Below are 12,582 nucleotides of genomic sequence, written 5' to 3' on the forward strand. Positions count from 1 at the left end.
CTGCTGCGTCAGCGTGTCGCCGTTACTTTAGCTGCGGGCACTGGTCACCTGGATCGATCAACCCAAAGTCTTTCAGCACCTTTGTTTTGCCGTCCGCCTGGACTTGGGCGAGGTAGATCGGCAGCGGCGCGTGGTGCTGTTTGTTCATTTGAACGGACCCGCGCGGCCCCTTGAACACGACCGTGGGCAGGGCCTGCAGGACGGCATCCGCCCCGGTGGCGCCCGCCTTCTCGACGGCCATCGCATACGCGTGCACCCCGTCATACTCCTGCTGCGAAAGTGCGTTCGGCGTCTTCAGCTCCGATCCAAACTTCTTCTTCATAGCGTCGAGGAATCGTTTGTTCTCCGGATTGTCGATGCCCGTGTAATAGTCCCCCGTGTAGTACACACCTTCCGCCGCGTTGCCGCCCGCTTCCGCCGTCAGCTCATCGATCGAGAGGCTTCCGATCGGCATTGTGAGTCCGGCTGCCTTGAGCTGCTTGAGGAAGTCGATGTTGGGACCGCCACCGGACGTCGAGTAGATGATGGCGTCCGGGTTGACCGCTCTGATCTTACTGATGATCGCGGTCCAATCCGACTGCTGGAGCGGTTGGTATTCCTCGCCGAGCATCGTTCCGCCCATGTCTTTGATGGTCTTCTTGGCAGCCTCGATCATCCCGCGCCCGAACGCATAGTCACTCCCGACGGCGAACCACCGTTTGACTTTCTTATCATCGGTCATGAACTTGATCAGTGGAGGCACGACCTGCTCCGGGACCCACGCGTTGACGAAGAGGTAGTCCCCGCAAGCCCGGCCCTCATAGAACGACGTATAGATGAATGGGACCTTCGCCCGCTCGGCGATCGGCGCGCCGGCATTACGAGCGGCACTTGTTTCCATGGTGATGATGACGTCTGCGTTTTGCTGGCGGATCGCCGTGTTGAACGACTTGACCGCGCCGGCCGGTCCGCTTTCGTCGTCGAGAGGAATCACTCTGACCGGCCGGCCGAGAATTCCGCCCTTCGCGTTCAGTTCCTCGGCCGCGAGCTCGGCCGACTGCACAACCGCGGGTGCGACGACGCTGTTCACCCCGCTGAGGCCGACAGGCACGGCAATGACGATCGGCTTCTTTTCCTGCGACTGCGCTGGGGCTACCGCCAAGATCGCCGTCACTAACATCAACAGTAGTTGGTTCAAGCGCATGGGTTTCTCCCTTCTCTCCGTTCAAAGAGGCTCCCTGCCCTCTAGCGTCGCCACTCTCCTTTCAATCAGCTAGATCACAAGGTGACGTTCGATGGTTTTCTGCGCCCCGGTATCGATTGTAGACCCAGTCTCTACGATCCTTCCGAGCTTGAGAACTGCGTACCGATCGGCCAGCGCCAAGGCAAACTGGACATTCTGCTCTACGAGCACAATGCTCGTCCCGCGCGAGCGGCGTTCCTCGGCCAGAATCTCTTGAAGCTGAGAGATCACCGCGGGCTGAAGGCCTTCGGTGATCTCATCGATCAGAACCAGATGCGGGCGCGTCAGCAGCGCTCGTGCGATGAGGAGCATCTTTTGCTCGCCGCCAGAGAGGGTGCCCGCTCGCTGTTGGCGTCTCGTGGCTAGGAATGGGAACCAGCCCGCCACAGCGACTAATCGCTCGTCAAAGCTTGACGGCTCTCGTAGCGCCAATCGAAGGTTCTCATCGACCGAGAGATCCTGAAAGATCGATTTCTCCTGGGGAACGTAGCTAACTCCGAGCCTCGTGATACGGTAGGGAGGCCAGCCGGTTACATTTTCACCAAGCATTTCGATTTTGCCGCGGCGAAGGGGGAGCAACCCCATGATGGTTCTTAGTAAGGTTGTCTTGCCCATGCCGTTCTTGCCAAGGACCCCGAATATTTCGCCCGGTCCTATGTGGAAGGTCACCCCATGGAGCACGGGAGAGCTGCCGTAGCCGCCCTCCAACCCTCCGACGGCGAGGCCGCGTGCGACGACCGGCGCGCTCATTTGGCTGCTCCGACATAAATCGACCGGATGAGTTCCGAGTCGGCAGTCTCCGAGAGGGGCCCGTCGAGCCGAATTTCCCCCCTATGAAGGACCACCAGCCGCGTACTGATATTCCGCACAAAGTCGAGGTCGTGCTCGATTAGCAGGATACAAAGCCGATGGCCGTGGGCCAGCTCTGTCAGCACGGTCCCGATCGCCACTCGTTCGTCCAGCGTGAGCCCCGCGGTCGGCTCGTCAAGAAGCAGGACTGTTGGCTCTTGGGCGAGCACCATAGCGAGCTCCAGCGCCTGTTTTGCGCCATGAGACAAATGGCCAGCCTGCTCATTGAGCATAGACATCAGTCCCGAGACCTCCACCGCGTGAAGCGCGGGCTCGGGTAACTCGACCGTTCGCGATCGTCGCCAAGCAGAGACAGGCTGCCGATACGAGCGCGCGACGCAAAGGCAGTCCAAGACGGTCAGCGCGTCGAACACGTTAGGAGTTTGGAACTTCCGACTCACGCCGAGCGCCACGCAGCCTTGCGGCGGCAGCCGGCCAATGCTGTGACCGTTGACAAGCACTTCTCCGGCGGAGCGCTCACGGCCGTCAGCGATGCAGCGGAGGAGAGTCGTCTTTCCCGCCCCGTTCGGCCCGATGATCCCTACGACTTCGCCACGGCATGCCGTGAGGGTAACTCCTCGGAGCGCCACGAGGCTCCCGTATTGCATGCCGACATCTTGCATCTCAAGCGCCGGCACTTCTTCCGTCGCACCAATCACACCATTCTGGCGCGGAACGCCCGCGCCAGAGCGAACGACTGTAGGCACTTCTGCTGCCCACGGTTCCAGCCGCCAGCCAGCGACCGCGGTTTCCGGTCGCTGGCGCAGCAGCCGCCCAATGGAGCGGGCCGACGCCGACAGACCGTAGCCGATTGCCGGCACGAGCCCTTGAGGGAGATAGACGACACTGAGCACGAAGGCGAACCCTACGAACAGCAGCCAGATGAATGGCAGGTTGCCTCCCAGCACCGCCGAGACGTAGTTGACCCCGACCGTGCCGAAGATCGGGCCAACAAGTGTCCCGCGCCCACCCAGGGCGGTCCAGACGACGAGCTCAGTTCCGAAGACGAAGTCCCCGTACGAATGGGCCGCGACGCTGCTAAACAGCACGTAAAAACCGCCTGCCATGGCCGCGACCGCGCTGCATGCGGCCATGAGTCGAATCTTAAAGCGGGAGGTGTTGAGACCAAGGTAGCGGCAACGCTCCTCGTTTTCGCGAATGGCGACCATGACCCGACCGGCGTCACTCGACACGAAGACGTAGGCGCCGATGGTGACAACAAGGAGCAGCCCGCCCGCGATATAGTACCACTGCGTGATGGAGAGGAACGGCGCAGGAATCGGAAGCCCGCTGCTCGATCCGGTATAAGCTCCCCCACTCAGAATGATCTGCGTGAAGACCACGGGAAGTGCGAGCGTGACGATCGCAACATAGATTGGCGAGGCGCGGTCCCAGAAGGAAAGCCAACCTATGGCGGCTCCAGCCAAAGCCGCGCCGACCATCGCAGCGAAAATCGCCCCTGCGGTGGCGAGCGTCCCGTCGACGTAGTACGCCAGCGCGATGGCCACCGTATAGACCCCAATGCCAAAGAAGGCCGACTGACCAAATGTCAGGATGCCGGTATAGCCCCAGAGCAGGTCGACCGTGACAGCAGCGATCGCAAATAAGAACGCCTGCGATAGAATCTGCTGCGCGTATTCCCCTAGCACGACTGGGCTCGCCAGGAGGAAGGCAACAAGGAGGACGGACACGCCGAAGATCGCCAGCGACCGGCGGGCCCGGCCCAAGACGGAGATGGTCTCCCCTGCAAGCGCCCTGCACGCTGCCGTCAGCACGTCCGTCTTTCGATAGGTCATGCCACTATTTCCAAGCGCCAGGGCACGCTACGCTTCGGACCGCCACTGCGAACAGCCGTGATCCTGAATGAGATCAGAAAGTCGGCAAGAGGCTGGCTTGCTCTCGCGCAAAGCTTAACATGCTGGTAAGCGGTCGAGTAGCTGGAAGACGCGAATGCGTCGACCTTGCCGGGGCGCTACCGACCACACAAGATTGTTTGAAGGGGGCGGGAGGGAGACGCGCATGAGCGATCGCAAGGCGCACGACGAAGCCATCGTCAAGATTGCCTGTATCCAAATGGAGCCGGTGGTCGGGGAGAAGCAGCGGAATGTCCAGCGGAGCCTCGAGTTCATCGAGAGGGCCGCGGCCAACGGCGCCCAGTTGGTGGTCTTGCCCGAGCTCTGCAACTCGGGTTACGTATTCAACTCACGCGACGAGGCTTTCGCCCTCGCGGAAGAGGTTCCGGCCGGGCCGACCTGCCGTAGCTGGGAGGAGGTTGCGCACGAGCACGGCCTCCATATCATCGCCGGGATAAACGAGCGCGAAGGACGGAGCCTCTATAATGCCGCGGCCGTGATCGGCCCGTCGGGGCACCTGGGGACCTTCCGCAAGGTGCATCTATGGGACGAGGAGAACCTCTTCTTCGAACCCGGCAATCTTGGATTCACTGTATTCCAAACGCCTCTCGGCCGCATTGGCACCCTGATCTGCTATGACGCGTGGTTCCCGGAGAGCTTTCGCCTCTGCGCACTTCAGGGAGCTGACATCGTCTGCATTCCCACCAACTGGGTTCCGATCCCCGGTCAGGCGCAAGATCGGGAGGCCATGGCCAACATCCTGTGTATGGCGGCCGCCCACTCGAACTCGCTTTTCGTGGCCGCTGCCGATCGGATCGGGGTGGAGCGAGATCAACCGTTTATCGGCCAGAGCGTCATCGTCAGCTACACCGGGTGGCCCATAGGTGGCTCGGCCAGCCCTGACCGGGAGGAGATTATCTACGCCGAAGCCAACCTCGCCGACGCACGCCGCGGACGCAACTGGAACGCGTTCAACCAGGTCCTTCGCGACCGACGTACTGATTTGTACGGCGAGATGCTGGGGGCGAAGGCGAGCCCTGGCTGGTATTGACTATTACCCAAAGGTGCCGGGCGACACTGCACAGCGTCCCGAGACGCAGCTAAGGGCGCCGAGCGAGAATAGAGGAACGCAAAATGGAGGAGCGTAATGTCACCGAAGCTGCCGACCATCGACCAAATCCTCAACATCGCCGAATTCTACGGCATGCACCTCAATGAGGAGGACGCCGCATCCTTTCGCGGCCTAATGGCGGGATCAATGGCCTCCTACGCTCGCCTTGACGAACTCGCAGAGCCGAAGCTCCCCGTCAAGTACCCGCGTGCGCCTGGTTATCGTCCGAGCCTCGAGGAGAATAAATACAACGCGTGGTATTGGAAGACGGACATCAAGGGCAGCGGTGAGGGCCCGCTCGCGGGTAAATCGGTGGCGATCAAGGACAATATCTGTGTCGCCGGCGTGCCGATGATGAACGGCTCACGCGTTCTCGAGGGCTATGTGCCCGAAGTCGACGCTACTGTCGTGACCCGTATCCTCGACGCCGGCGGTACAATCGCGGGCAAAGCCGCCTGCGAAGATCTTTGCTTCTCAGCCGGCAGTCACACCTGTGCCACGGGTCCCATCCGAAACCCTCACAATCTAGAGCACAGCACCGGCGGATCATCGGGCGGCAGCGCCGCGCTGGTGGCTGCGAAGGAGGTGGATATGGCCCTCGGCGGCGACCAGGGCGGGTCCATCCGCACGCCGTCATGCTGGTGCGGCGCCTATGGTTTGAAGCCAACTTGGGGACTGGTGCCAATGACCGGCGGCATGCCCATTTCCTATTCGGTCGACCACTGCGGGCCGATCTGCGGCTCGACCGAGGATATCGCCCGGCTGCTCGCCGTCATCGCCGGACCGGACGGCTACGATCCCCGCACGGTCGTCGCGAAGGTGCAGGACTACGTGGGCGCGCTCTCAAGGGGCGTCAAAGGAATGAAAATCGCGCTGATGAAGGAAGGTTTTGGCCACCCGACCAGCGATCGGACCACCGACGAAAAAGTCCGTGGGGCCATCGCCGAATTCAGCGCCTTGGGCGCGACCGTCGACGAGGTCTCCGTGCCGATGCATTACGACGGGCCGCACATCTGGACCGGCGTGATTCTCGAAGGCGCAGCCGAAATGATGATCAAAGGCTACGCCATGGGCAACAACTGGTCCGGCTACTACACCACCTCGTTGCAGGAGGCCTTTGCCCGCGGCTGGCAGTCGCGGCCGGACGACGTGTCTGAGACAGTGAAGCTTGTATTGATCCTCGGAGAGTACATGCACCGGCGCTACCACAACCGCTATCACGCGAAGGCGCAAAACCTGCGGGTGCTCCTGCGCAAGGCTTACGACGACATCCTCGACGCTTACGACCTCATCGCCATGCCGACGATACCGTTCCCCGCCACGAAGATCCCGCCGGCCGACTGCTCGCGCGAGCACTACGTCGACGCCGCCCTCAACATGCAGCAGAACACGTGTCCCTTCGACGTGAGCGGCCATCCCGCCTTCACGGTTCCGTGCGGCAGGGTGGGCGGGCTGCCAATCGGCATGATGCTGGTCGGCCACCACTTTGACGAAGCGACGCTGATCAGCGCGGGCCAGGCATTCGAGCAGATCGGCAATTGGCAGAGCCGCTGAGCGTCAAAGGCCCATCCGCTCAGAAATCAGCGCCCGATCGCCAAGGGCGGACGGCGCGAGCTCGTCTGTTATCCGACCTTTTTGCATGATCAAGACGCGCTGCGCCAGCGTGGCGACTAGCTTGAGGTCTTGCTCCACCAGGAGGATCGTCAAGTTCCAGGCGCTGCGCAGTGCCTGTAGCCGTTCGGCGATGTCATCGACGATCGATGGCTGCACGCCGTCGCTCGGCTCATCGAGCAAGACCAGGTTTGGTCGGCCCGCAAGACAGCGAGCCAGAGCCAGCACTTGACGCTCACCGCCCGAGAGCATGCGGGCACGACGATCGAGCAACGGCCTCAGGATCGGGAAGCGCTCCAACAGCTCTGGCACGGCGCTCTGCTCAATGACGCCGAGTTCGCCCATGCGCAGGTTTTCTCGCACAGTCAGGTCAGGGAAGACCCCCTCGCCTTGTGGAACGTAGCCCATTCCGGCGCGCGCCCGGTGAGCCGTTCGAACGCGGGTGACGTCCCGACCCTCGTATCGGATGACCCCCGCACTCGCCTGCAGCTCGCCGATCAGGGTCTTCAGCAACGTCGTCTTACCCATCCCATTGTGTCCCAACACGCCGACGAGCTCGCCGCGAGCGATCGAGAATGAGACACCGGCGAGGATGCCGATACGGCCATAGCCCGCGTGCAGGTTCTCGACCTCAAGTATGGCGCGACCTGCCAAGATACACCTCGCGCACGCGCGGATCGCGTTGCACGTTGTCCATGACGTCTTCGACGAGGATGCGTCCCTGGTGAAAGACCGTGACGAATGAATTCAGCCTGCGGATGAATTCCATATCGTGCTCGACGACGACGACGCTCGCGTCGCTATTGATAACGCGGATAAGCTCGACCGTTCGCTCGATCTCTTCCGCCGCCATCCCCGCCGTGGGCTCGTCAAGCAGCATCAGCTTCGGGCGCTGGGCCATGACCATGCCGATGTCGACCCATTGGCGCATGCCGTGCGCAAGTGTCCCGACGGTCTGCTTGGCGACGTTCCCCAGATTGAGGCGATAGATCATCTCCTCGACGGCGACCCGGGCACCGGTCGTCGAATGCCGAAGGCGCGCCGCAAGCCACAGATTCTCCGCGACACTGAGACCCTCGAACACGCTGGGGACCTGGTTCTTGATCCCGATTCCGAGGCGCCCGATTGTGTGCGGCGCCCGGCCGGTGATCTCCTGCCCATCGAAAATGATGCGTCCGCCGCTGGCGCGAAGCTGACCGGTGACGAGCTTGAAGAAGGTGCTCTTGCCCGCGCCGTTCGGGCCGATCAAGCAGCGCAGCTCCCCGCGTCGCATCCTGAAATCCACGCCGGCGACCGCCCGGACGCCGCCGAACCACTTCTCGAGGCTTTGCGTCTCAAGCACCGACTCTTGGCTCATTGGGGCGCTCGGCGTCCTCATGAGGACTTGATCTGCATCGCGGTCCGGTGGGATAATGCAGCCGCGCGTCATAAGGCATTATAGCTGAAGCATAGGCGATGGAGGAAGCCAATGTTGACTCGCAGGACAGCGCTTTTTGAACTCAGTGCAGCGTCGCTCGGTTTGGCTCTGGCGAGTATGCCGCAACGCCGCGCCGCGGCGGCGGAAGAGATTGTCGTCGGCAACCTGCTCGATTCCACCGGACCGATTAACATCTACGGCCTGCCGATGGTCGATGCCACGAAATTCGCGATCGACGACATCAATTCTTCGGGCGGGGTCTTAGGAAAAAAACTTCATCTCGTGCAGTTCGACACGCAATCCAACAATCAATTATACACGCAATACGCTACGCAACTGTTGCTCGAAAGCAAGGTCGCCGTCCTCATGGGAGGCATCACCAGCGCTTCGCGCGAAGCCGTCCGGCCAGTCGTCGACAAATACGCCGCCCTTTATTTCTACAACGAGCAGTATGAAGGCGGCGTATGCGACAAGAACGTCTTCTGCACGGGCGTGACGCCGGCTCAGCAGATCGGCAACCTGGCGCCGTGGGCGGTGCAGGAGCACGGCCCCAAGTTTTATACGCTGGCGGCCGACTACAACTACGGCCATATCTCCGCTGACTGGGTGAAGGTCTACCTCCAGCAGGCGAAGGGTGAGCTCGCAGCGCAAGAATTCATTCCACTCGACGTGGTCGATTTCGGCTCGGTCATTCAGCGCATCGAGAATGCGCGGCCGAACGTCGTGCTTTCCTTGCTGGTCGGCGGCAACCACATCGCCTTCTACCGGCAGTTCGCCGCCGCGGGTCTGAACAAGAAAATCCCGATCGTCTCGCCGACCTTCGGTCTCGGCAACGAGCAGATCGTTCTGAAGCCGGAGGAGGTCGAGGGACTGACCGTAATCTATCCGTACTTCCAGGAGCTCGACAACGAGACCAACAAGAAGTGGGTAGCCGCTTGGCGTCAACGGTACGGCGCCGACTATCCCTACATCACCGACTCAGCCAATACCGTGTGGAACGGCTGGCATCTCTGGGCCATGGCCGCCAACAAGGCGGGATCGCTCGAGCCGGCCAAGGTCATTGCCGCGCTGGAGAGCGGACTGTCCTTCGACGCGCCGGAAGGCAAGATCAGACTCGACCCGCAGAGTCATCACGTTGTGCACACGGTGCATCTTGCGAAGGTCAACGACAAGAAGGGCTTCACGATCTTCAAATCGATCGAGAACGTCGAACCCTCGGACACAAAACAGGTCTGCGACCTGATCGGGAAGCCCGACCAACACACGCAGTACACGCCGAAGTTCTGATGACAGACGGCGGCCACTGCTGATCCGTGGCACGGAGGGTTGCAGCAGGATGGACCAGGCAGTGGCGACGGCGGTAGGCGTCCTTTTCTCGATCTCCACTCTTGTGCTGCTCGCCCTAGGCCTCGCCATCATCTTCGGCATGATGCGCGTGCTGAACCTGGCCCAGGGGGAATTCCTGACGCTCGGCGCCTACACCGTGCTCATCGCCACCTCTCACGGGCTCTCGATATGGGCGGGGATTCTGCTCGCTCCGTTCGTCGTCGGTTCTATCGGAGTGATCCTCGAAAGATCGATCATCCGCTTTCTGTATGGTCGTCCACTCGACACGATGCTGGCCACATGGGGCCTCAGCCTGGCGCTCGTCGGTGTCATGACTCTCGTCATGGGGCCGACGACCGAGGGTATTGCGACGCCCCTCGGCAGTTTCGAAGTCGGCCGCTACGGCGTCTCCTATTACCGGCTCGTGGTGATTGCGATCTCGGCCGGCGCGGCTCTGGCGACCTATTTGGCGCTTCGCCACACGCGCGCTGGACTGATCGCGCGGGCGACGATGCAGTCGCCTCATCTTGTGGCGGTCTCGGGCGTCGAGCCGCAGCTCGTCTATATGGCCACGTTCGGCGCAGGAGCGGCGCTCGCAGGGTTGGCCGGCTCCGTGATGGCCCCCCTGACCGGCGTGGTCCCCACCATGGGACTTGCCTTCATCGCCAAGATCTTCATCACCGTCATGGTGGGCGGCTCGACGGTGCTGGTCGGCACCGTAAGCTCCGCCGGCGTCCTCGGGCTGGTCGAGAGCGCCGTTTCCTACGCCTCGACGCCAATCTACGGCCAGGTCGCAATGCTGGCTCTGGCGATGGTGTTACTCCGTCTCCTGCCGAACGGAATGTCCGGCCTGTTTCGGGGCGGCCTATGAAGCGGGGCGAGCTGATTGGCTGGACGGCGGCGGCGGTTGTCCTAGCCGGACTGCCCCAGCTGTTGTCGCTGTTCCAGACGGTCCAGCTCACGGTCTTCGTCATTTTTGCCATGCTGGCGCTTAGCCTCGACTTCCTGTGGGGGATCGCCGGCATTCTGTCCTTTGGCCAGGCGGCGCTGTTCGGCATCGGCGGATACGTTTATGGCATCGTCGGCATCGCTTTGGGGACGACCCCGCTCGGATTGATTGCGGGAATGCTGGGTCCCGCAGTCGTCGCCGCGCTCATCGGCTACGTCGCCTTCTACGGACGGGTGGGATCGATGTATCTCGCCGTAGTCACCTTGACGCTGACGCTGATCCTTTACCAGGTCATGGGCAGCACGGCGGATCCGAAATACGCGATCGGCGATGCGCGCCTCGGCGGCTACAACGGGATGACCAACATACCTTCTCTGTCCCTCGCCGGTCGTGGCGGCCCGCCGCTGGGTCCGGTGGAATACTTCTATGTCGTCGGGGGACTGCTCTTTCTCGCCTTGATATTTTGCGTCACGCTCTCCCGCGCGTCTTTCGGACGCATTCTTCAGGGCATCCGGGAGAACGAGTCGCGCATGGAGCTGCTCGGGTATGACGTTCGCTGGCGGAAGCTTCTCGCCTTTGTCATTTCTGCGGCCCTCGCCGGTCTCGCGGGGGCGCTGTTCGCGAGCTGGGGGAACTTCATAAACCCGGAGGTCTTCAGTCTGCCGCAGGCCGCAGTTGTGGTCATTTGGGTTCTGGTGGGCGGACGCGGCACCCTGTGGGGCGCCATCCTGGGGACCGTCGTGGTGCAATATTTAACAAGTCGCGTGGGCGAAGTCGGAGCAATCTATACCACGATCGTGCTTGGGAGCATTCTGGTCGCGATCGTGCTCTTGTTCCGCCGCGGCCTGGCGCCGGCTCTGATGGACGGCGTTGCCCGGGTCGTTCGTCGTCGGTCCGGCGGGGTTGCCGCGGGTCGTTGAATTGATGCAGGGCGCCCAAGGCTTATCGTCTTCTTCATCGAGGGGCAGGCGCAACCCCGTCACCCGCCCCTGCCGTCCAGCCTCTTCGGCAATCGCTGTTACCTCCGCAAGCCTCGATCTGCCGCTCTGATACGGGCGTCGCGGTGCTGACACCAATCCCTCAAGGCCCAAGTTACAAGCCGCTGCGCGGAAAAGATCGGGGCCGATCTCGCCCTGCTCGAACAGGTTCACGAATATCCCCTTCAGGCCCACGTGCCGAGCGCTTGCGCGTCCGGCGTGAGCTAACCTTCCTAAGGCGTAAGTGGCGTCGTTGTACGCCGATAGCAGGATCTGGACCGCCACCCACGACGATGCCCGCTCTTAATTTTTGTTCGTTGGCGAGGCTTTCCCGTTTGACAGCGGCTTGCTCAGGAACAAATTGGAGCAAGCGAAGCGCGTCGAATCCTCGCATTCCAGATTGGAAGTCGAGGGATTTTGCAATCAGAACCGATCATGCTCTAGTTGTGAGCTTTCAGGAGGTTGTCCATTCGGCCCTGACCGAGGAAGCTGAATCGCTCCTCACGGCCCCTTTCATCGCCGAGCCAAACCCTGCCTGCCACAGGCGCTGCGGTCGAGGTGTTGCGCCGGCAGCGCCACACCGGCCAGCAGATTGCGGCCGAGGTCGGGATCTCTCCGGCGACCGTCAGCCGCATCCTGCAACGGTTGGGATTGAACCGGTTGCGCGACCTGGAGCCAGCCGAGCTGGTGCGGCGCTATGAACGCGAACATCCCGGGGAGTTGATCCACATCGACATCAAAAAGCTCGGCAAGTTCAACCGTGTAGGCCATCGCATCACCGGTGATCGAACTGGCCAGAGCAGCCTGCGTGCCCGCGGTGAAGGACCTGGCTGGGAATACGTCCACGTCTGTATCGACGATGCCTCCCGCATCGCCTTCAGCAAGGTCATGAAGAGCGAGCGAAGGAGCTGTGCCGTGTCTTTCCTCAAGGCAGCGATCGCCTACTACGCCAGCCTGGGCATCAAGGTCGAGCGGGTCATGACCGACAACGGCTCTTGCTACAAATCCTTTGCCTTCCGCAAAGCCTGCAGACGTCTCGGCCTGAAGCACATCCGCACCAGGCCCTACACGCCCAAGACCAACGGCAAGGCTGAACGCTTTATCCAGACCAGCCTGCGCGAGTGGGCCTATGCCCGCGCCTACAACACCTCAAAAGAACGAGCCGACGAGCTGCCGAGGTGGCTTCACCGCTACAATTGGCATCGGCCTCATGGCAGTATCGGTTCCGTGCCACCCATCAGCAGACTCGCTCTAAACAGGAACAACC

At 61.9% G+C, this 12,582-nt stretch carries 10 protein-coding genes and 1 pseudogene; 6 read left to right on the plus strand and 5 right to left on the minus strand.

Annotation, left to right across the window (positions count from 1 at the left end; all coding sequences use genetic code 11):
* Window positions 1–22: 22 nt before the first annotated feature.
* From AYJ54_RS42145 to AYJ54_RS42155, 3 genes are all read right to left on the minus strand, one after another.
* Window positions 23–1,183, minus strand: coding sequence for a substrate-binding protein (locus AYJ54_RS42145; protein WP_082906103.1), 1,161 nt, complete (start codon window positions 1,181–1,183; stop codon window positions 23–25).
* Between the two features lie 69 nt (window positions 1,184–1,252).
* Complete coding sequence (locus AYJ54_RS42150; protein ID WP_063708378.1) at window positions 1,253–1,972, minus strand: ABC transporter ATP-binding protein; 720 nt, start codon at window positions 1,970–1,972, stop codon at window positions 1,253–1,255.
* The gene (locus AYJ54_RS42155) at window positions 1,969–3,867 is read right to left on the minus strand and encodes an ABC transporter permease subunit (protein ID WP_063708379.1); all 1,899 of its coding nucleotides are present in this window, start codon (window positions 3,865–3,867) and stop codon (window positions 1,969–1,971) included. The genes AYJ54_RS42150 and AYJ54_RS42155 overlap by 4 nt, the downstream gene beginning before the upstream one ends.
* Window positions 3,868–4,090: 223 nt before the next feature.
* Between AYJ54_RS42155 and AYJ54_RS42160 the strand changes: the two genes are divergently transcribed.
* The gene (locus AYJ54_RS42160) at window positions 4,091–4,975 is read left to right on the plus strand and encodes a nitrilase family protein (RefSeq protein WP_082906104.1); all 885 of its coding nucleotides are present in this window, start codon (window positions 4,091–4,093) and stop codon (window positions 4,973–4,975) included.
* 96 nt (window positions 4,976–5,071) lie between these two features.
* On the plus strand, window positions 5,072–6,589 hold the full coding sequence (locus AYJ54_RS42165) for an amidase (protein WP_063708380.1): 1,518 nt from the start codon (window positions 5,072–5,074) through the stop codon (window positions 6,587–6,589).
* A 3-nt stretch (window positions 6,590–6,592) separates the two neighbouring features.
* Here the strand turns inward: AYJ54_RS42165 and AYJ54_RS42170 are convergent, their stop codons facing one another.
* Together AYJ54_RS42170 and AYJ54_RS42175 are read right to left on the minus strand one after the other, a co-directional pair.
* Complete coding sequence (locus tag AYJ54_RS42170) at window positions 6,593–7,300, minus strand: ABC transporter ATP-binding protein (protein WP_245329295.1); 708 nt, start codon at window positions 7,298–7,300, stop codon at window positions 6,593–6,595.
* A complete protein-coding gene (locus AYJ54_RS42175) occupies window positions 7,278–8,075 on the minus strand; it encodes an ATP-binding cassette domain-containing protein (RefSeq protein ID WP_347337249.1) in 798 nt (265 codons plus the stop codon). Before AYJ54_RS42175 ends, AYJ54_RS42170 begins: the two co-directional genes overlap by 23 nt.
* A 105-nt stretch (window positions 8,076–8,180) precedes the next feature.
* Between AYJ54_RS42175 and AYJ54_RS42180 the strand changes: the two genes are divergently transcribed.
* From AYJ54_RS42180 to AYJ54_RS42195, 4 genes and pseudogenes are all read left to right on the plus strand, one after another.
* A complete protein-coding gene (locus AYJ54_RS42180) occupies window positions 8,181–9,350 on the plus strand; it encodes an urea ABC transporter substrate-binding protein (protein WP_201724327.1) in 1,170 nt (389 codons plus the stop codon).
* Between the two features lie 49 nt (window positions 9,351–9,399).
* Complete coding sequence (locus AYJ54_RS42185) at window positions 9,400–10,260, plus strand: branched-chain amino acid ABC transporter permease (RefSeq protein WP_063708383.1); 861 nt, start codon at window positions 9,400–9,402, stop codon at window positions 10,258–10,260.
* On the plus strand, window positions 10,257–11,258 hold the full coding sequence (locus AYJ54_RS42190) for a branched-chain amino acid ABC transporter permease (RefSeq protein WP_063708384.1): 1,002 nt from the start codon (window positions 10,257–10,259) through the stop codon (window positions 11,256–11,258). Before AYJ54_RS42185 ends, AYJ54_RS42190 begins: the two co-directional genes overlap by 4 nt.
* 549 nt (window positions 11,259–11,807) lie before the next feature.
* A pseudogene (locus tag AYJ54_RS42195) lies at window positions 11,808–12,582 on the plus strand (IS481 family transposase); the annotation flags it as partial.

It is taken from the genome of Bradyrhizobium centrolobii (assembly GCF_001641635.1).
Lineage (GTDB): Bacteria > Pseudomonadota > Alphaproteobacteria > Rhizobiales > Xanthobacteraceae > Bradyrhizobium > Bradyrhizobium centrolobii.

What these genes read in the sequence shown, in the direction of transcription:
- AYJ54_RS42145 (WP_082906103.1), bottom strand. Translation starts at nt 1,183, where the DNA reads ATGCGCTTGAACCAACTACTGTTGATGTTAGTGACGGCGATCTTGGCG.
- AYJ54_RS42155 (WP_063708379.1), bottom strand. Translation starts at nt 3,867, where the DNA reads ATGACCTATCGAAAGACGGACGTGCTGACGGCAGCGTGCAGGGCGCTT.
- AYJ54_RS42150 (WP_063708378.1), bottom strand. Translation starts at nt 1,972, where the DNA reads ATGAGCGCGCCGGTCGTCGCACGCGGCCTCGCCGTCGGAGGGTTGGAG.
- AYJ54_RS42165 (WP_063708380.1), top strand. Translation starts at nt 5,072, where the DNA reads ATGTCACCGAAGCTGCCGACCATCGACCAAATCCTCAACATCGCCGAA.
- AYJ54_RS42175 (WP_347337249.1), bottom strand. Translation starts at nt 8,075, where the DNA reads ATGACGCGCGGCTGCATTATCCCACCGGACCGCGATGCAGATCAAGTC.
- AYJ54_RS42190 (WP_063708384.1), top strand. Translation starts at nt 10,257, where the DNA reads ATGAAGCGGGGCGAGCTGATTGGCTGGACGGCGGCGGCGGTTGTCCTA.
- AYJ54_RS42180 (WP_201724327.1), top strand. Translation starts at nt 8,181, where the DNA reads ATGCCGCAACGCCGCGCCGCGGCGGCGGAAGAGATTGTCGTCGGCAAC.
- AYJ54_RS42185 (WP_063708383.1), top strand. Translation starts at nt 9,400, where the DNA reads ATGGACCAGGCAGTGGCGACGGCGGTAGGCGTCCTTTTCTCGATCTCC.
- AYJ54_RS42160 (WP_082906104.1), top strand. Translation starts at nt 4,091, where the DNA reads ATGAGCGATCGCAAGGCGCACGACGAAGCCATCGTCAAGATTGCCTGT.